16 protein-coding genes are annotated in these 18,043 nt (G+C 49.0%); 6 read left to right on the top strand and 10 right to left on the bottom strand.

Going from position 1 to position 18,043, the window contains the following annotated elements; all coding sequences use genetic code 11:
* Nucleotides 1–29 precede the first annotated feature (29 nt).
* Nucleotides 30–458 carry an arsenate reductase ArsC gene (locus EP073_RS04195; protein WP_128465923.1) on the bottom strand — a complete coding sequence of 143 codons (429 nt, stop codon included), beginning with the start codon at nucleotides 456–458 and terminating at the stop codon, nucleotides 30–32.
* Between the two features lie 120 nt (nucleotides 459–578).
* On the opposite strand from EP073_RS04195, the gene arsM reads away from it, so the two are divergent.
* Both arsM and arsB read left to right on the top strand, forming a co-directional pair.
* Entirely contained in the window at nucleotides 579–1,376 is a 798-nt protein-coding gene (gene arsM / locus EP073_RS04190; protein ID WP_128465922.1) for an arsenite methyltransferase, read from the top strand.
* A gap of 17 nt (nucleotides 1,377–1,393) precedes the next feature.
* On the top strand, nucleotides 1,394–2,575 hold the full coding sequence (gene arsB, locus EP073_RS04185; RefSeq protein ID WP_128465921.1) for an ACR3 family arsenite efflux transporter: 1,182 nt from the start codon (nucleotides 1,394–1,396) through the stop codon (nucleotides 2,573–2,575).
* 7 nt (nucleotides 2,576–2,582) lie between these two features.
* On the opposite strand, the gene EP073_RS04180 is transcribed toward arsB, so the two are convergent.
* The 8 genes from EP073_RS04180 to EP073_RS04145 all read right to left on the bottom strand — a co-directional run bounded on the left by EP073_RS04180 (nucleotide 2,583) and on the right by EP073_RS04145 (nucleotide 10,761).
* Nucleotides 2,583–3,368 (bottom strand): 4Fe-4S binding protein, encoded by a 786-nt coding sequence (locus tag EP073_RS04180; protein ID WP_128465920.1) that lies wholly within the window; start codon nucleotides 3,366–3,368, stop codon nucleotides 2,583–2,585.
* Nucleotides 3,365–3,982: a 4Fe-4S dicluster domain-containing protein gene (locus EP073_RS04175; RefSeq protein WP_128465919.1), complete on the bottom strand. Its 618-nt coding sequence runs from the start codon at nucleotides 3,980–3,982 to the stop codon at nucleotides 3,365–3,367. The genes EP073_RS04180 and EP073_RS04175 overlap by 4 nt, the downstream gene beginning before the upstream one ends.
* A gap of 15 nt (nucleotides 3,983–3,997) precedes the next feature.
* On the bottom strand, nucleotides 3,998–4,690 hold the full coding sequence (locus EP073_RS04170) for a hypothetical protein (RefSeq protein WP_128465918.1): 693 nt from the start codon (nucleotides 4,688–4,690) through the stop codon (nucleotides 3,998–4,000).
* A gap of 130 nt (nucleotides 4,691–4,820) precedes the next feature.
* Nucleotides 4,821–5,507 carry a TorD/DmsD family molecular chaperone gene (locus tag EP073_RS04165; protein ID WP_128465917.1) on the bottom strand — a complete coding sequence of 229 codons (687 nt, stop codon included), beginning with the start codon at nucleotides 5,505–5,507 and terminating at the stop codon, nucleotides 4,821–4,823.
* Nucleotides 5,508–5,614: 107 nt separating this feature from the next.
* The gene (locus EP073_RS04160; RefSeq protein ID WP_128465916.1) at nucleotides 5,615–6,220 is read right to left on the bottom strand and encodes a 4Fe-4S dicluster domain-containing protein; all 606 of its coding nucleotides are present in this window, start codon (nucleotides 6,218–6,220) and stop codon (nucleotides 5,615–5,617) included.
* Complete coding sequence (locus EP073_RS04155) at nucleotides 6,217–8,895, bottom strand: molybdopterin-containing oxidoreductase family protein (protein ID WP_128465915.1); 2,679 nt, start codon at nucleotides 8,893–8,895, stop codon at nucleotides 6,217–6,219. The genes EP073_RS04160 and EP073_RS04155 overlap by 4 nt, the downstream gene beginning before the upstream one ends.
* A gap of 26 nt (nucleotides 8,896–8,921) precedes the next feature.
* A complete protein-coding gene (locus EP073_RS04150; protein ID WP_128465914.1) occupies nucleotides 8,922–9,488 on the bottom strand; it encodes a hypothetical protein in 567 nt (188 codons plus the stop codon).
* A 16-nt stretch (nucleotides 9,489–9,504) separates the two neighbouring features.
* Nucleotides 9,505–10,761, bottom strand: coding sequence for an OprD family outer membrane porin (locus EP073_RS04145; protein WP_128465913.1), 1,257 nt, complete (start codon nucleotides 10,759–10,761; stop codon nucleotides 9,505–9,507).
* Between the two features lie 235 nt (nucleotides 10,762–10,996).
* On the opposite strand from EP073_RS04145, the gene EP073_RS04140 reads away from it, so the two are divergent.
* On the top strand, nucleotides 10,997–13,048 hold the full coding sequence (locus EP073_RS04140) for a sigma-54 interaction domain-containing protein (RefSeq protein WP_128465912.1): 2,052 nt from the start codon (nucleotides 10,997–10,999) through the stop codon (nucleotides 13,046–13,048).
* Between the two features lie 51 nt (nucleotides 13,049–13,099).
* On the opposite strand, the gene EP073_RS04135 is transcribed toward EP073_RS04140, so the two are convergent.
* Nucleotides 13,100–14,104: a CsgG/HfaB family protein gene (locus EP073_RS04135; RefSeq protein WP_128465911.1), complete on the bottom strand. Its 1,005-nt coding sequence runs from the start codon at nucleotides 14,102–14,104 to the stop codon at nucleotides 13,100–13,102.
* 231 nt (nucleotides 14,105–14,335) lie between these two features.
* On the opposite strand from EP073_RS04135, the gene EP073_RS04130 reads away from it, so the two are divergent.
* The 3 genes from EP073_RS04130 to EP073_RS04120 all read left to right on the top strand — a co-directional run bounded on the left by EP073_RS04130 (nucleotide 14,336) and on the right by EP073_RS04120 (nucleotide 18,042).
* Entirely contained in the window at nucleotides 14,336–15,661 is a 1,326-nt protein-coding gene (locus EP073_RS04130) for an anaerobic C4-dicarboxylate transporter (RefSeq protein ID WP_128465910.1), read from the top strand.
* 106 nt (nucleotides 15,662–15,767) lie between these two features.
* Nucleotides 15,768–17,384 (top strand): ATP-binding protein, encoded by a 1,617-nt coding sequence (locus EP073_RS04125; RefSeq protein ID WP_128465909.1) that lies wholly within the window; start codon nucleotides 15,768–15,770, stop codon nucleotides 17,382–17,384.
* Nucleotides 17,356–18,042 (top strand): response regulator, encoded by a 687-nt coding sequence (locus tag EP073_RS04120; RefSeq protein ID WP_128465908.1) that lies wholly within the window; start codon nucleotides 17,356–17,358, stop codon nucleotides 18,040–18,042. Before EP073_RS04125 ends, EP073_RS04120 begins: the two co-directional genes overlap by 29 nt.
* The last annotated feature ends 1 nt before the right edge of the window (nucleotide 18,043 follow it).

Raw genomic sequence — 18,043 nt, 5'->3', positions numbered from 1 at the left:
GGAACGGATTCTCCGGCTGCAATAGAGATTTACACTGTTTTAAGCCACTCTTCAAGCTTCGCCCTGATCATATCCCTCGCTTCTCTTGCAGCCTGAAGCTTTTCCTCATGACCGCCTCCGGCAGCGGAAGGATCGGGAAATGTCCAATGGATTCTCCTTACCTCAACGCCGGGAAAGAGAGGGCATCTCTCAGCGGCTTCCGCGTCGCAGACAGTGATGATATAGCTGAACACCTTGCCCTCTTTGAAAAAATCGAAAACACTGTCCACAGTGTTTTCTGAAATATCAATGCCCGTCTCCTTCATCGCCTCCACCGCAAACGGGTTCAGCGTACCCGGGGTCAGCCCGGCGCTTTCCGCTATGAATCTGTCAGGGGCAATGCTGTTGAGCAGGGCTTCCGCCATCTGGCTCCTTGCGCTGTTGTGCACGCATACAAAAAGAACTTTTTTTCTGGACATGGCTCCTCCGAAATCTGACTTAATTTTGACTTGCATTTTCATACTTTCATTTCTATAAATATAGAAATAAGAAATTCTCATGAAGAATACAAATAAATGTCAAAAATCCGGAGGTTAAGCATGAACCAAAGCGGTAAAGACGGTATAAGAGCAGCAGTGAGAAATAATTACAGGAAATTCGCCGTAGCTGAACCCGCTGGGTGCGGATGCGAGACTGAATCCTGCTGCGGCAGCGGAAAAGCGGCAAACGCAGAATCAATTTCTGTTGTCCTCGGCTATTCCGCGGAAGAGCTGGCATCCATCCCGGAAAGCGCCAATCTGGGCTTAGGCTGCGGCAACCCCATAGCCGAAGCGGAGCTGAAACAGGGCGAAACCGTTCTGGATTTGGGCAGCGGCGGCGGGATTGACTGCTTTCTCGCCTCAAGAGCCGTAGGTGCCGAAGGGCGGGTGATAGGTGTGGACATGACGCCGGAGATGGTAAGCAAGGCACGCAAAACTGCCGAAGAGAGCGGCTTTAATAATGTCGATTTTCGTCTGGGTGAAATAGAAAACCTCCCCGCAGGCGACTCCACAGTTGATGCAGTAATATCCAACTGCGTAATAAACCTTTCGCCTGATAAGGAAAAGGTTTTCAGGGAATGCTTCCGTGTTCTGAAAAAGGGAGGCAGAATCGCCGTTTCGGACATAGTGGCAACAGCAGCATTGCCGGATGATGTTAAAAACAACCTTGCAATGTACACAGGCTGCATGGCGGGCGCGTCTCACATAAAAGATCTTGAGGAAATGATGCGCAGAAGCGGATTCCACGGCATCAGCATAAAGCCTAAGGGTGAAAGCCGTGAGTTTATCTCAGAGTGGTCTCCGGGCAGCAGCATTGAAGACTATGTGGTATCCGCAGTGGTTAAAGCTGTAAAATAACTTTCGGGAGAGATTTGATGAGCAATGTAAACTGCGCAGATGAACGCAGAATGACAAGCATATTTGAAAAATACCTCACCCTCTGGGTAGGGCTCTGCATAATCGGCGGTATCGCTCTGGGGAAAATCGCGCCGGATTTGGCTAAAACGCTGGACGGCATGTCGGTCATCGTGAACGGCAGCCCCGTTGTGTCGATACCCATTGCCGTGTGCCTTTTCTTCATGATGTACCCGATTATGGTGAAGATAGATTTTGAAAAGGTAGTTAAGGCGGGCAGAAGCGGAAAACCGGTATTCCTCACCCTTTTTATAAACTGGTGCGTAAAGCCGTTCACAATGTACGTTATAGCCCTGTTCTTTCTTGGTTTTCTGTTCAGGGGCTTCATAGGAGCCGAGGCGGTCGATCTCGTCAGAATGCCCTTCGGGCTTGATCTTCCCGTGGGCAGTGCGCACGGAGCGGGCACAGTTGTCCTTGCGGACGGAGTGAAGATGCTTGAAATACCCCTCTGGCGCAGCTACTTCGCGGGGTGCATTCTTCTGGGCATAGCTCCCTGCACGGCGATGGTTCTTGTATGGGGCTACCTCTCAAGGGGGAACGACGGGCTGACCCTTGTGATGGTTGCTATCAACTCGCTTACGATGCTCGTGCTTTACGGAGTTCTCGGCGGGTTTCTCCTCGGTGTGGGCAAGCTTCCCGTTCCGTGGCAGGCACTTCTGCTTTCGGTCGGCATTTATGTGGCTCTGCCTCTGGTTGCGGGATATTTCTCCAGAAAGCTTATAATCAGCGCAAAAGGAGAGGAATGGTTCAGGGAAAAATTCCTCCATCTGCTCACTCCGGTAACAATAGGCGCCCTGCTGCTCACCCTTGTGCTGCTGTTCAGCTTCAAAGGTGAGGTGATACTCGCCAACCCGCTGACTATTTTATGGATCTCTGTTCCGCTTTTTCTCCAGACTGTGCTGATATTCGCTCTGGGCTACGCAGGCGCTAAAATGCTCAGACTCAAATATGAGGATGCGGCTCCTGCGGCGATGATCGGCGCCTCAAACCACTTTGAGGTAGCCATAGCCACAGCGGTAATGCTGTTCGGACTTTCCTCCGGCGCCGCTCTTGCCACTGTTGTCGGCGTGCTTATCGAGGTTCCGGTGATGCTCATGCTGGTCGGGATATGCAAAAGAACAGCATCGTGGTTTGAAGCATAATAATATATCAGAGGCGGCGGTTCTCTGCCGCCGTTTTCTTGTTCACCGTAAATGATATTGAACCCGTAGGACAATTATCGGCGCACTCCATGCAGCTTGTGCATTTTTCAAAAAAGCGTTTATCGCCTTCGGTTATTCTGATTTTTTCCTTACAGCCCGCTGAACAGAGACCGCAGAGCGTTTCCTGACTGAGCAGACAGGTTTCTCTGTTCACTCTCAGCCTCAGCTTCAGCCCGGGGATCTTTGATGCAAGTGTTATCAATGCTGACACAGGGCAAACAGCGGAGCACCACTTTCTGAAAAAAATCAGCTCCAAAGCTATAACCAGCGGGAAGATCAGAAGCGTTATACCGGGTTCAAAAACATGGGTCACCTTAAGCACTGCAAAAACAAACCCGAAAAAAAGCCCGATCGGGCAAATGAGACAAAATACCGGAAACCCTGCGAAAAATGAGGCAATAAGCGACACAGCCAGAATAACATAGGGAAAGTTCTCCGCTCTGCCCGATACTGCTTTTTGGGAAGCGCCGAGGGTTTTAACTGTAAAAGCAGTGGGGCAAAGCCAAGAGCAGAAGATTCTCCCGAATACATACGCCGCCCCGATAAAAACCAGCACCGCCGGCAGCATGCCCGATGGGATGCTTTTTGAGGCTGCCCATACTTCAAGAAAACCTACAGGGCACATGCCGCAGAGCGTACCCAACCCGAAATTGCCTGAATCCGCCGCGACAACAGCAATAATACCCGCTGCCAGCACATAGTATCTTATTTTGGAATATTTTATTTTTTTCAAGACTTTTGCCCTTTTTCCGTTTCAGCGGAATCCGCATTTCTCGGCGGAACGCCGGACGGTCTTTTCATTACAATAACCCCTTTCCCCTGAATGGATGCTCTCAGTGAAGAGGAAGGGCATTTAAGCTCGCAAATCCCGCAGCCGTTGCATTTCTCGGGAATAACAACCGGACGTTTGTGCTCATCAAGATATATCGCCTTAAGCGGGCAGTTATCCACACACACGGTGCAGCCTGTCCAGTCCCACGCCACGCAGTCTTTTTCGATTATCACCGCAATGCCTATATCCAGAGTTTCCTTTGTAACAGGCAGGAGGGCGTCCGTCGGGCAGACTTCCGAGCATTTCAGACAAGAATTGCAGTATCCGTGCCTGAAAGACACTACCGGAGTATTGGCGGCAATAATTCCATGACTGAAGGAAGCCGGAACAATAACTTTTGTCGGACATGCCTGAACGCATTTCTGGCACCTGTTGCACCTTGAAAGAAACTCATTTTCGGACAATGCTCCGGGAGGTCTCAGCGGAGGGTTTGACTCACTCCCCGCAAAAACCTCCGCCGGAGACATCAGCGATATGACGGCTGTTTTTATAAAATTTCTTCTTGTAAAAATCATTTCAATGCCTTGGGTTTAAAATATAATCCTGTTGTTTATGCTGTCTTTCACAACCGGCATCTGGTTGATAAGCACACAGAGCAGAAACACGCCGGCGGCAAAGGACACCCCGCTAAGCAGCGGCATGGCAGGCTTCTTTTTTATCAGTGAAATAATAAACATAATAAAAGGAACAAGAAAAAGCAGAGCCGCCGAAGCCCAGAACAGAAACGAGTAATCTCCGGTTAAAAGCTTGCCGGCGGAGAGGATCCTGTCTTCAGCAGTCAGAAAAGCCATTCTCACTACAAAGACGGCAAGCAGTATCCCGCACAGGGAAACCAGCCCCAGTCCTGTTTTAACAGCCAAATCCGTTCTGAAATCAAGATCCGCGTTGATGCTCATCTGAAGCCACGCTCCGAATACGGCGGATGTAATAAGCAGCAAGGTCAGAATATGCGTGTCGAGGGCTGGTCTGGCGACCATCATGTAATATCTGGCAATGCAGAATACGGAAACCACACTCAGCAGCATCGATACTCCTTTGAGGGTCTGCTTCCCTGAATTTTTGAAAAACAGAATAAAACCCGCAAAACCGGCAGCCAGCAGAGCCAGAACAGCGCTGCTCAAACCGGAATAAGGACGCATAAGGATATTCAGCATTCTGGAAAATTCATTTATGCCCAGCAAAACGATTAAGGCTGCCGTTGTACAGCTGATACCCGCCGACAAAGAATAAATCCTGTGCTTACAGACATTCGCCTTATTAAAATATCCCGCCGCTGACGAATAAAGCAGCAAAGACGCCCCCACGAGCCCGATAAACATAAAAAATGTCATATTCCACTTTGTGTTCATGGCGTTATCCTTCCTGTTCCTGCTGTAAACTCACAAGGAGATCATTGACGATTTCAGCGTCCATATTAAGAAAGGAAACAGTAAGCTCCGCCACTCCCTGATAGAACGCTGTTGATGCGACTTTGTTAATATCTTTGCAGAAATCCGGAACCCACCTCATGAGATGCTTTTCATGAAATTCTCTCTGTTCGCCGAGATGTCTCACCGCTTCGTCCATTTTTCCGTTTTCGGCAGCCTGCCTGACAAGACCGCACAAATGAGCCATAAACTCCAGCTCCAAGGCTAAATGGTCCTCGGGAATGCTGTATTTGCTGCTTACCCCCAGACCGTATTTACGGTAGAGAGCAAGAACTTCATCCCTAGCCTCCTGCATTATCAGGCGTTTTTCGCTCGTATAAACAGATTCGTATGGGAAAGCGCTTTTTTCGGTTTCAACAGATCCGGCTCCCAGAAAAATTCTCGCATAATCAACGGCGAGATCGGTAATGGGATCATGCCTCTCGGCACGGCAGAAGCTGAGAATCTTTTCATAGCCATCGGAAAGCTCATTCCGCGGCTCCGCCGAAAAATCCAGATCTCTTATGATCTTATAAAAGCTTTCGGTGACTTCCGTTTTATAAAGGTTGGTCAGAAACAGATACATGTTCTCTCTGTTTGAAATTACATCTGAATACGCTGCCAAATTGCTCATGGATAAACCCCCGGTATTTGTCGGCTGTAGTTTTGTATTAACGGAGAGCGGATAAAGCTCCGCTCTCCTTTTCGCTAACCAGTGTCTCTTCCTCTCTGAAAGAGATTTCAGTTTTTCTCAGGGAAGAATACCCACGTTTTCCTGTCATGCCATTTGGCGGTTTTTTCGCTGAGAATATACCGCACAGTCGGGCTGTTTCCGGCATCCGGCAGGGCATGAACATTTTTCTCTCCTGCTTTTTTAATCTTCTGCCGGATTTCGCCGTCAGGATCATCAAAATCGCCTACTGTTCTGGCTTTTGCGCAGCATGCTTTAACACACGCGGGCTTATCGGGAGCCTTCAGATGGTCGCAGAGAGTGCATTTTTCCACAACTGCGGTTTTCATGTTGAATGAACGGGCTCTGTAGGGGCAGGCGGTAATGCACGCCATACATCCTATACATTTCTGGTGATCCACGAGTATTACGCCCTCGTCATTGACATGTGAGGCTCCGGTGGGGCATACCGCCACACAAGGGGCGGAATCGCACGCCTGACAAAGGGACGGCAGAAAATACATTTCCAGATCAGGAAATACTCCAGTGGGACCGATCGTGAAAACCTTGTTCCACTGGATTCCCAGATCAATGTTGTTTTCATTTTTGCACGCAACTTCACAGGAAAAGCAGCCAATGCAGCGGTCAAGGTCTATCAGCAAAGATTTCTTTTTCATTTCACAACTCCGGCAACTCTTTTAGTGGATTTGGAAGCCTGAGGCATCCAAGGTTCAAACTCTTCCGGCTTAATCCATACTCCTTTCGGGGCGCCGTCGGCTTTGTAGATTTTCACCTGATAACCTCTGAGAGTGTACGTGCCCACGACTTCGTTGTACGGGCCGTCGCTTCGGCTGAGAACGTTAACATTCATCTCCTGCCATCCGTGAGTTTTCTCATTGATGTTTTCAGAGTTCCAGAACCTTTCCATGTAGACAGTACCTTTCGCTATGCCTTCTGTAACAAGTGCCCTTGCGTTGATTCTGCCTCGTTTAGATTCAACCCAGACCCAGTCGCTCTGCGATATGCCGTATTTTTTCGCGTCGACAGTGTTGATCCAGATGTCAGCTACTGGCTGTATCTCTCTGAGATAAGGGATGTTTCTCAGAGTGATGTGATGCCAGAATGGGAGCCTTCCGTTTGTCATGACAAGGGGAAAATCCTTGGCGATAGGTCTGTTGGGGCTTTCCTCGGGCTCAATGTAAAAGGGGAGCGGGTTATAGTCGTGAGGAGCCGGAGGAAGAGGCTTCCGCACAAACGGCGCTCCGGTTCTGCCCAGAGTTATCAGCGTTTCCAGATAGATTTCGCATTTTTTTGAAAGGGTGTTGAAGCCTTTCGGTTTTCCTGTTGCGGGATCTGTCTGTTTGTAAACGTAGTATTCCTTCATGTCCGACAGAGGGAATTTTTCGATGGGACCCTTTTTCAGGTCTTCCCACTTCATGTCGTAAGATTTGCACCACCAGTCAAGCTGCTCATTGTAGTCAGTGAATGTCGGGTGCTGGGGAGCTGTTTCCTTCGGATCGAATGTGCGCTTGCACTGCTCATGTCCGAGATCGGCGCAGCGTTTCACTATCCATGCCCATATCTCATACTCGTTTACTGTTTCGTAGAGATGGGTAGTCGCCTGACGCGGGAAAAACTTGTTGAAACAGTCCACGGGAAGATCAGTTTCCAGCCATTCGTTGGTGGGCAGCAGGAAATCCGCATAGGGTGAAAATCCGGTCGGGTACATATACATATGAACAATAAGCTCAAGGTTATGAACAACCTTAGACCATTCATAGGTATTAGCCACTGTACCCATCTTGTTGCCTGAGCGCTCAAGCCATGCTTTAAGTCTGTAGGGCTTTCCGGTTCTGAGAGCGTCAAGATGTTTTGCGACGTTGCCCGTCCACCACTGCATCATACCCTTGAATTCGTTTCCTCCGAGACGCTTTTTAAGCTGATCATGAGAGAGGAAGTTCATCAGAGGATCCGTGCCCACTGGAGATCTGCATACGTTTTTAAACCTCTGGAGAGCCGAGCCGGGTCTTTCTATATTACCCATTATAATGTTGAGAATCGCAGCGCAGTGTGCCATCTGGGTGGAGTTGGGATTCTGGTCTGTTGCCACGCCGAGAGAAAGCCATGAGGGTGCCTGAGCGTAAATTTCTATTGCTTTAACAATATCAGCCTCCCTCAGCCAGCATGTTTCGGCGGCTTTTTTAATTGTCCAAGGCTCACATCTTTCCTTAAGCATCTGGAAGCCTGTTTTACACTCGCTGCCGTTAACCGTGTAAGTGCCTTCCATTGCAATGTCAAGCGCGTCATTCCACGGATATTCGAGAGCCTTCGCCGTTTTGGACTTCCTGTCCCAGACAACAAAAACATCCTTTCTGCCGCCCTGCTTTATATCGCTTTCACGGAGGTGCATTTTTGTCTTCGTATCAACTAAATAGGGCATGTTTGTCCATTTCAGGCAAAACTCATGGTCATAAAGCTTGTGCTCAAGGATGTAACGCATCCACGCCAGAGCAAGGGCAACATCCGTACCCGGTCTGATCGGAAGCCAGACATCAGCCTTAGAAGCATCGGGAGTGAATCTGGGGTCAATGACGACGGTTTTGACGCCCCGCGCCCTGTTTTCCACAAGAACTCTGCCCGACTGAGAAGGTCCGCTGTATGACGGAGCAGTACCCCATAGAACAGCCGCTTTGGTTTTAAGGTTATTGTAATCGTACGCCTCATGTATGTTGTTGTCGCCGAGGCTCGTATCGCTGTTGTAGAAAGTGCCGCCGCCGTAGCAGAACATGAACATCAGAGTTCGGGGCAGATAACACTGAGCCGCGCCGGGTTCAAACCAGTTGGGGGTATCGAAGGAGTTGCAGAACCTGCCCGGACTCATGAAGTTAGGGTTACCGCCTCCGCCCGTCGAGGCAAAAACAGACTCAGCTCCGTATTTTCCCCTGAATTCCATAAGCTTGCGGGCAATTTTATCTATTGCCTCTTCCCATGAAACACGTTTCCACTTGTTTTCCCCTCTTGCTCCCACACGCTGGAGGGGGTATTTGTTTCTGTTGGGGTTGTAGAGTGCCTGAATTCCCGAAAGTCCCTTCACACAGAGCGTTCCTTCGCTTCTTGTAAATTCGGGGTTGCCTTCGATTTTGATTACACGTCCGTCTTTGACGTGAGCCAGCACGCCGCATTCCGCGGTGCAGTTGCGGCAGCAGGTTGTGATAATCTGAACACCGCTCTGTTCCGCCGCATCCGCTTTCGGAACAAGCATCCCGCTTCCGAGTCCGCTTATGGAAAGCGCGGTACCGGTTACAGCCGTTGCCTTAATGAAATCCCTTCGGTTCATCCTGAGTTGCTTCATATTTTTCTCCTTATTGAAGTGAATATTTAAGAGGCAGCCGCCGTCAGCAGCTTCACTCCATTTTCCGTCGTGTGCCATTTACTGTCCCATCTGAGCCCGCCGGCATCTTCAAGCATTCCGATGAAATAGGCGGGGTAGATTCCGGTGCTTCCTGCCTGAAGAATGGGTTCAATAATCTCTTCAATCTCTTCTTTGGTTTTCGGAATCACACAATTTCTGAGAATACTGACATACAGGTTATTAAAGACAGCTTCCTGCTCCAGAAGGCTTTTCAGCCTGTCTGAGTTTTGCCGTCTGCCGGCAGCCTCCGTTCCAATGGAACTGCTGATCCAGACAGTCTCCGGCTCATCCCTGACGATCCTGAGTCCCTGAGCGTTATAGAGCCATGTTATGAGAGTCTCCGGTGAGTAAAGAATGGAATCCGCTCCCAGCTCTTTAACGTGTTTCAGGATCTCAGCGGTTGTTCTCTCAGCCGAACAGAAGGCGAGTATTTCATACATAGTGTCCTGCACGCCGTGCTCTTCCCCGATTCTGTCCATCAGGCACTCCAGAGCCGTTTCGGGCTGAACGCTGTTTTCCGTATTTGCAGCCATCGCAGACCTCCGCTGTTTAAAGTTTTGAGAATGAGAACGGGAATTTAATGCGGAGATCCGTTCTTTTGAAATCTTCGCTGCGTTCAAAATCAACATCAGCATATGTGAGCTCAACACTCACTCCTTCCAGAGCCTTATTGAACTCTTTGCCGAAGTTGTACCTGAGAACGTAGTCGGTTTCCTTTGAGTCGCTGTAATCGTAGGGAGAATCGTAGTCGGCGTAGTAAACAGCGGCTGTCAGACCGGAAAGATTAATGGAAGCGAAGTTGTACTCCATGCGCACGGCATAGGCGTCCATTTCGGCAAAGCCTGAGATCCTTTCCTCCTGTTTTATTACCCTGCCTCCGGGACCCCACGGAGTCGCCAGATCATCGTCCCCTGATTTTGCGAGAAAGCCTTTAAGCTCAAGTCCGGCATACTTGAATCCGGTTTCAAAGCCTATTTCGTATGTGTCGATCTTGCCGGAAGTTTCATCGCCAATGGATTTCTGGACGGTGTAGGAAGGCATAAAGAACAGGGACAAATCCCCGATCTGCTTTTCAGCCTTCATTTTTAAGAAGCCTAAGTTAAACGTGTCCGCAAGGTTGTAGCCCCATGCCTCAAACTCAACATTCACAGGGTCTGTCTCAAGACGGTATTTGAACCCGCCTATGTACAGGGGATCATCATAGTTGTTGGCATTCATGCCTGTTCCCACAGGGCGGTACCAGTCTTCACACCAGTCGGAGAAATCTGTTATGTAGTAAGCGTGAAGTTCAAGGTTTCTTATGCTTCTGTTGATTAAAGACAAACCTTTATAGGTTTTAGGAAGAAAGCGTCCCGGATCTATGTCCGCATAAGGTGTGTAGATGATTTGAGCGCCGTATTTGATTGTCGTGTCGAACCAGTGCCCCTGAATATAAGCTTCAAGAAACTTTCTGTAGCCGTCATGATTTTCCTGAAGCAGCTTGAAGGAATCTTTGTCGTCATCGCTGTAAAAATCTTCCGCGATGCCCAGCGTTGCTCCGAAACTTATCCCGTGCACCTCGGCAGTTCTGAGAGAAAGGATGCCGCCGACGGCATTGTCGTTCGCGTCCCGGGTGCTTTCGGAATAATCAGTACTAAATGAATACAGCCTGAATTCACCGTACGCCTGCCCTTCGCTGAACATCTCCGCCAGCGTGTCCGCAGCCGGGGCATTCAGGGGCATCAGAGCCGTCAGCAGCAGTGTGACCGCCGCCGCAAGAGCTCTGAAATGAAAAATAAAATTTGTGCATAAACAGTTTCTGCTCATGTTTGCTTCTCCTTAAAGCGTTGTGCCTAAGAAGGAGCAGTACGCATGCCAACGCATGTCTATATTTTTACCGTTATATATAAGTAGTTTATATAAAATACCGTATCGGTATTTTATGTCAGAAATGAGAAAACAGTCAAAAATGAAAAAATCATATCGGTTGATAAGCGCAAAAACTGCGACTATTTTTAAACTATAATAACAAGTCAGAGTTTTTTATTTTAGGCGGTTTAATATGATAGGTAGTATGAAAACTCCCATAATTGCTTTCAGCACTGCGTCTTTAGTCTGGAAGCAGGTATCTGAGGCAAAAAAGAAGTTTATCGAAACAGGCATTTTGCCGGAGCCAGCTCCGCATCTTCCGGAAGAGGTTATCGAGATGTGGCGTCTGTCGAGGAATCACGGCATTCCGTGGGATCATGAGTTTTCCCTGCCGCGGATGCCTGAGAAGGAATTTGATTTCCTTCTGGACAAAAAGCAGTACCTGATTGATTTATTTTTCGACTATGTCAAAACCTATTCCCAAATACTCGCAAGCACAAAATTTGATATGAACCTCTGTGATGAAAACGGGGTAATGCTCACCCTGCCCATGCACTTTAACAAGCTGAAGAGCTGGAAGTATATCATCAGCGCATCAGGAGATATATGGGACGAAAAAAATGTCGGGTGTACAGCTCATACCCTAGCGCTGAAATACAACAGACCTGTTCATATAATCGGTCCGGTTAACTATCTGAAAGTTCTGGAAGAAAACGTGACATCCGCCGCACCCGTCACCAATGAGTACGGTGAGATTATAGGCTGCATTATTCTGAGTCAGGAAAAAGCAAACATATCAAGCATGCTGGAGCATACGCTGGGATGGACTATCTCCACGGCTCAGGCTATTTCCAGTCAGGTTAAACTCCTGCGCAGGAGCAAACGGTTAAAGCTGATGGATTCCACACTGAAGGCGACTTTTGATTACGCCAACGACGGCTTTATATCAATCGATGAGGACTGTCATATAATAAATATCAACAGCGAGGCGAAAAGGCTTCTGCGGGCAGATGAAACCAAAATCAGAACCAAGCTCAGCACTCTTCTGGAAGATTCATCCTGCATATTTCAGGCTCTTAAAACCGGCAGATCCGTAAAAAAACAGGAAATAGGCATCGTCAACAATCAGTCGGTCAGAGTTGAGTTTGACATTTCCCCGTTTTTCAACAGAAACGTGAGGTACTCAAAAGGCGCAATAATAAAAATGGTACGCAAGAATGATGTGTTCGGGCTGCATAAGCAGAACGGCAGCGGTGATATAGCCTTTGAAAATATCATCTCAGGGAGCACTGTCATGGAAAAGCTTAAAAACAAAGCCAAAACCGTTGCGGCAAAACCTGTCAACGTGCTCCTTCTCGGAGAGAGCGGCACGGGAAAAGAGCTTTTCGCCCGGGCAATACATAATTTTTATAATCCGAAATCTCCTTTTGTAGCGATAAACTGCGCATCCATTCCGAGAACCCTGATCGAGAGCGAGCTTTTCGGATATGAAAAAGGAAGCTTCACGGGAGCGGAAAAAAACGGAAAAAAAGGCAAGATCGAGTATGCGGACGGAGGCACTCTCTTCCTTGATGAAATAGGTGATATGCCGTTTGAGCTTCAGGCGGTGCTGCTGCGTGTTCTGGAAGAGAGAGAAGTGGTGCGTGTCGGAGGGCATAAACCTGTTCCGGTCAATTTCAGGGTCGTATCTGCCACAAACAGACCGCTGGCGGAAGATATTTTAAATAACAAGTTCCGGCAGGATCTTTACTTCAGGCTTTCCGTGGTGAATCTTGAAATCCCCTCACTGCGCCAGCGAACGGATGATATACTCCTTCTGGCGGACCATTTTATAAGAAACACCTGTGAGCATTTCTGTCTTCCGCCGTACTCGCTGTGCCCCGATACCGAAGAAATTCTGAAAGAATACTGTTGGCCGGGCAATGTGCGCCAGCTTGAAAACGCCATAGTATACGCCGTGACTGTCGCCGAAAAAAACACGATAAAACCGTCGGATCTCCCCGATGATATTTTTGAAATCCAAAGCAGACGCAAGTGTTCCGAGCTGGATGATATAAGATCTATAGAAAACGAGATTATTCTCAACACCGTCAAGAAAACCGGAAACGTGCAGAACGCAGCCAGATACCTCGGAGTGAGCGCTTCAACGGTGTACAGAAAGCTGAAACAGATTAACGGAGGCAGGACGCTCAGAGGCATTGATTTGCTGGCAGCGGCTGCCGACAGCAGGCATCAGAAAAAATAGAACATCCGCAGCAGCCGTATCGGATTATATTATCAGACTTGGCTGAAAAGTTTACTGAAGCTGCTTTTTGAGAAGCTCCCGCTCCTGTATTCTCATTTCCGTTCTGGAGAGGGCAGCACCCAGCACCTTATCCGGCTCATCCGTGAGCCTGTCTGCTCTTTTGTACAACTCCAGAGCCTTGTCGTAATCAGCCTTTATCTCACTGCACAGCCCCAGATTGTGCAGAAACGCCGGAGACTGTGGATATTTCTCCGACCCTTCCAGCCACATTTCGCATGCCCTGTCCATCCGCCCCGCCTCTGCGAAATCCAGAGAGAACTTCAGGAGCTTTCTCCCTTCGCTCTCCTTTATTCCGTCATCTGATTTCATCAGTGTGAAGGTCACTCCGGCGGTATAAGGAGCTATCTGTTTTCTGAATTTATTGAGAACCCCGCTTTCTGCCGCTGACAGCAGAGATTCATCCGAAGCGGGAGCGATGGAACTGTCCGGGCAGGTTCTGTCCGTTGAAGAGGATGAGATTCTGTCCGAATACGCCAACAGAGCGGTTGACACATCAATGAGCTTTGGCAGAAAGACAATTTCGGCATTCTTCTCAATGCAGGTGACAGTATAGTTTACGTAAGCGGTGCATTTGCCTTTTTTATCCCGCGAGGAGCACCTTGACCGCTCTGCCGTGTAACGTTCCGTGCTTACGGACATTTCAGCCGAACCGGTGAAAATACCCTGCACGCCCGTGAGTCTGCCGAGCTTAACCGCCGTGACTTCGTCAGCCACCCCTGAAACCTGAAGCTTCTGTTCCTGCATTATTCTGTTCAAGTTCTGCCTGTCGGCGACGGTGAAATATCTGCTCCCCTGCACTTCGGCTGATGCCAGCACATTTTCCACAGACGGAGTGATTTTCGCTCCGTAATTGCCGTAAAGCTGAATAACCGCCACACTGCGTATCCCTGATATTCCTTCCGCCCCCGCCGGCATGAGAACGCTTTCGGTTATCTTCGGCGCACATCCGGACATCAACAGAGCTGTGACTGCGAGTATCATTATCTTTCCGCTCATTATATTCACCGTCTTTAAGCTTTTGTAACAATATAATAATACGGCAAAGACAAAAAGAAATCCAAAACAGAAAACACCAGCTTTAATATTTGTGAGCAAAAAGAGCAGAATATTCTTTAAACACAAAATATCCTTTTATTCCTAATGCTTTAACTATCACTCAAAACATATATGATACTCCGTATAGAACCGCGGGAAAACTTCAGCCGCGGAAAAATACGGAGGTACACCATGCTGTACTTGGAATTTTTATTTCTTCTTCTCATGCTATACATCGGCAGCCGTTTCGGCGGTATAGGGCTCGGAGTTGTTTCGGGCATCGGTCTTCTGGTTGAGGTTCTTATCTTCAAAATGCCCCCCACCTCTCCTCCTATAACAGTCATGCTGATAATCCTTGCCGTGGTGACATGCGCATCCATACTCGAAGCGGCCGGCGGTCTGAAGTATATGCTTCAGATTGCGGAAAAGATTCTGCGATCGAACCCGAAGAAAGTCACAATAATAGGACCTCTTGTGACATACACAATGACAGTGATGCTCGGCACCGGACACGCCGTCTACACCATAATGCCGATCATCGGCGATGTTGCCCTGAAAAACGGTATACGCCCCGAACGCCCCATGGCATCAGCCTCTGTCGCCTCGCAGATGGGCATAACCGCAAGCCCGATTTCCGCTGCTGTGGTCTACTACCTCTCTGAGCTTTCAGGGCTGACCGAAGGGCTGAGCCTGCTTTCCATCCTTGCGGTAACACTGCCCGCAACGCTGCTCGGCACAATCGCAATGTCGATATACAGCATATACAGGGGCAAGGAGCTTAAGGACGATCCGGAATTTCAGAAACGCATGCAGGACCCCATCTGGCGTGAAAGAATCGAAAATACCACTGCAACAACCCTTAACGATAAGCTGCCCGATTCTGCCCGCCACGCTGTTTTCCTGTTTCTTGCTTCTCTCGGTGTAATAGTAATTTTCGGTATGTTCCCCTCTTTGCGAACTATAGAAGGCATGCCCAAGCCTGTCGACATGGCGACACTCATACAGATGATGATGCTCGCCTTCGGCGGTATAATACTCATAGTCACAAAAACCAAGCCCTCGCTGATTCCCGAAGGCGTGGTTTTCAAATCAGGTATGGTTGCGTGCATCGCCATCTTCGGCATTGCATGGATGAGCGACACATACTTCCAGTACGCCATGCCCGTTTTCAAAGTTTCCATAACAGAGATGGTGCAGGCATATCCATGGTCGTTCGCTCTGGCGATGTTTATTGTCTCCGTGGTGGTAAACTCACAGGCGGCGACATGCAAGATGATGCTCCCCGTGGGCTTGGGTCTGGGTCTGCCCCCTGCGCTGCTCATAGGCATAATGCCCTCCAGCTACGGATATTTCTTCATACCCAACTATCCGTCGGATATTGCCACATGTACTTTCGACACCACAGGAACCACAAAGATAGGCAAATTTTATTTTAACCACAGCTTCATGGTTCCCGGTCTCATAGGAGTGACAACAGCCTGCTGCGTTGGATACGCTCTGGCTCTGTTCATAATCTGACAGGCATAGGCTTCCTCCGGAAAAGGGCACGGCGCAAACCGTGTCCTTTTTTTATTTGATTTGAAGCACTATCGTAATATTATTCAGAAAAACGAAAAAGGTACTTATGAAGCGCTATTTCTCCGAACGTCCCGTAAGGACGCAGATGCTTATGATGATTTTCGCCGTGCTTATGCTCCAGCTTATGATCAGCGGACTGATATTCTCCGGCATGGTCGCGGATTTCCTGCGGTTTCAGATAGGTGAAAAGGCGCTGAATATAGCCCAAACCATGACCACTATCCCCCTGATACAGAAATCCCTCGCCGAGAGAAAGGATGAGAGCGGACGTGTTCAGGCAATGGCGGAGGATATAAGACATAAAACAGGCGCCGCCTATGTTGTCGTGGCGGATAATTTCGGCATCCGCCTTTCACATCCCATAAAGGAGAACATTGGCAGAAAGTTTCAGGGAGACGACACGGACAGAGCAACAACCCGCGGAGAAGCGTACGTTTCCGAAGCCGTTGGTACTCTGGGACCCTCCGTAAGAGGCATAGCGCCTGTTTACCATGAAGGGAGGATAGTCGGCTTCGTGGCCGTGGGCTACCTCAAGGAGAGAGTGCGGGCGACAATCCTTGAGCACCAGAAGAAGCCGCTGCTCTTCGTATTCATGATGCTTGCCACAGGGCTGGGCGCGGCGGTGCTCATAGCTAACCATCAGAAGAAAATAACCCTCGGGCTGGAACCGGCGGAGATAGCCGATCTTTACCTTGAACGCAACGCCATAATCGACACGATTCGCGCGGGGATAATAGCGGTAAACAACGAAAACGAAATAAGGCTGATAAATAAAAACGCCATCAGGGTTCTATCTCTTGAAAAGGACTATATCGGACACCATATAAGCGGAATATTCCCGCCGGAATACTCGTCAGAAGTGATCAGAAGCAGGGAGAACATGGAGGACACATCCATGACGGTAAACGGCGTTGAGCTTCTCACCAACGTTATGGCGGTCATCCACATGGGCAGGGTGCACGGAGCGGTAATAACCTTCAGACGGAAAAACGAAATAACCCTTCTGGCGCAGGAGCTCAACCGCATCAAAAAATACTCCGATATACTCAGAGTCCAGTCGCACGAATATTCCAACAAACTCCATACAGTTGCGGGGCTCATTCAGCTTGAGGCGTATCAGGAAGCGCTGGAGCTCATTCTCTCCGAAACCAGAATCTATCAGGAGATGATAAGCTTCGTGAACGCCAACGTGCCCGACCCCATAGTCTCCGCCCTGCTCATAGGTAAGCACAGCAGGGCAAGGGAGCTTAAAATTGACTTCGCCATAGCGGAAAACAGCCGCATGACGGACATGCCCTCGCATATTGACAGGGAAAAGATAGTGACAATCCTAGGCAACATACTGGACAACGCATTTGACGCTGTTATTGATTCACCGGTAAAGCAGGTTCTCCTCACGATGAAGGATTCGGGCAGAGGCATAGTTTTTCAGGTGGAGGATTCCGGCGGCGGGCTTGAGCCTGATATAACAGAAGATATATTCAAAAAAGGCGTAAGCACCAAGGGCGAGAACAGGGGCGTGGGGCTTTATCTTGTGCAGAACGCCCTCATGGAGCTGAGGGGCTCCATCGGCATAGCAAAAAGCAGGTTGGGCGGAGTATCCTTCAGAGTGACAATACCAAAGGAAATGTATCATGAAGAAAATAAGAACGGTAATAGTTGAGGACGACCTTAAAATATCCGAGCTCCACAAGCGTTTCACCGAAAAGGTGGAAGGCTTTGAGGTAATAGGAATCGCCAACAGCCTCCCGAACGGTGAGGAGATGGTGGATGTGCTTGAGCCGGAGCTTGTGCTTCTGGATCTGTTTTTTCCGGAAGGGAACGGCATGCAGCTCCTTAAAAAAATGCGGGAAAAGGGCAAATCGGTGGATGTCATTCTGATCACCGCCGCAAAGGAGGTCGGCTCATTGCAGGAGGCTCTGCGGGGCGGCGCTTTTGACTACCTTGTGAAACCCGTAATCTTTGACAGATTTAAGGCATCGCTGGAAAAATTCCGCACATACCGAACCGAGCTTATGAAAAATTCCGTGCTGGAGCAGCAGATGATAGACAGACTCATTCACCCCGCTTCGGAGGCTCCGGATGAAGGCGGGCTCCCCAAGGGCATAGACCCCATAACGCTGCGGAAGATATGCGCCGTGTTCGAGGAGGAAGGAGCAGACGGCTACTCCGCTGAGGATGTGGGCAGAAAGATAAACGCCAGCCGCAACACGGCAAGACGCTATCTGGAATATCTGCTCGCCTCAGGCTTTCTGTACGCAGACATAGACTACGGAACAGTGGGCAGACCGGAACGGATTTTCAGGAGAATGACTATATAGA

This window comes from Geovibrio thiophilus (assembly GCF_004087915.1).
Classification (GTDB): Bacteria; Chrysiogenota; Deferribacteres; order Deferribacterales; family Geovibrionaceae; genus Geovibrio; species Geovibrio thiophilus.
Note: the sequence above shows the minus strand (reverse complement) of the source record. Positions and strands in the feature narration are given on the sequence as shown.

Excerpts from the sequence above, each read along its gene's own strand:
- EP073_RS04125 (WP_128465909.1), top strand. The coding sequence starts at position 15,768 with ATGAAGCGCTATTTCTCCGAACGTCCCGTAAGGACGCAGATGCTTATG.
- EP073_RS04160 (WP_128465916.1), bottom strand. The coding sequence starts at position 6,220 with ATGAAAAAGAAATCTTTGCTGATAGACCTTGACCGCTGCATTGGCTGC.
- EP073_RS04145 (WP_128465913.1), bottom strand. The coding sequence starts at position 10,761 with ATGAGCAGAAACTGTTTATGCACAAATTTTATTTTTCATTTCAGAGCT.
- EP073_RS04165 (WP_128465917.1), bottom strand. The coding sequence starts at position 5,507 with ATGAGCAATTTGGCAGCGTATTCAGATGTAATTTCAAACAGAGAGAAC.
- EP073_RS04155 (WP_128465915.1), bottom strand. The coding sequence starts at position 8,895 with ATGAAGCAACTCAGGATGAACCGAAGGGATTTCATTAAGGCAACGGCT.
- EP073_RS04150 (WP_128465914.1), bottom strand. The coding sequence starts at position 9,488 with ATGGCTGCAAATACGGAAAACAGCGTTCAGCCCGAAACGGCTCTGGAG.
- EP073_RS04195 (WP_128465923.1), bottom strand. The coding sequence starts at position 458 with ATGTCCAGAAAAAAAGTTCTTTTTGTATGCGTGCACAACAGCGCAAGG.
- arsM (WP_128465922.1), top strand. The coding sequence starts at position 579 with ATGAACCAAAGCGGTAAAGACGGTATAAGAGCAGCAGTGAGAAATAAT.
- EP073_RS04135 (WP_128465911.1), bottom strand. The coding sequence starts at position 14,104 with ATGAGCGGAAAGATAATGATACTCGCAGTCACAGCTCTGTTGATGTCC.
- EP073_RS04175 (WP_128465919.1), bottom strand. The coding sequence starts at position 3,982 with ATGATTTTTACAAGAAGAAATTTTATAAAAACAGCCGTCATATCGCTG.
- arsB (WP_128465921.1), top strand. The coding sequence starts at position 1,394 with ATGAGCAATGTAAACTGCGCAGATGAACGCAGAATGACAAGCATATTT.
- EP073_RS04120 (WP_128465908.1), top strand. The coding sequence starts at position 17,356 with ATGAAGAAAATAAGAACGGTAATAGTTGAGGACGACCTTAAAATATCC.
- EP073_RS04130 (WP_128465910.1), top strand. The coding sequence starts at position 14,336 with ATGCTGTACTTGGAATTTTTATTTCTTCTTCTCATGCTATACATCGGC.
- EP073_RS04140 (WP_128465912.1), top strand. The coding sequence starts at position 10,997 with ATGATAGGTAGTATGAAAACTCCCATAATTGCTTTCAGCACTGCGTCT.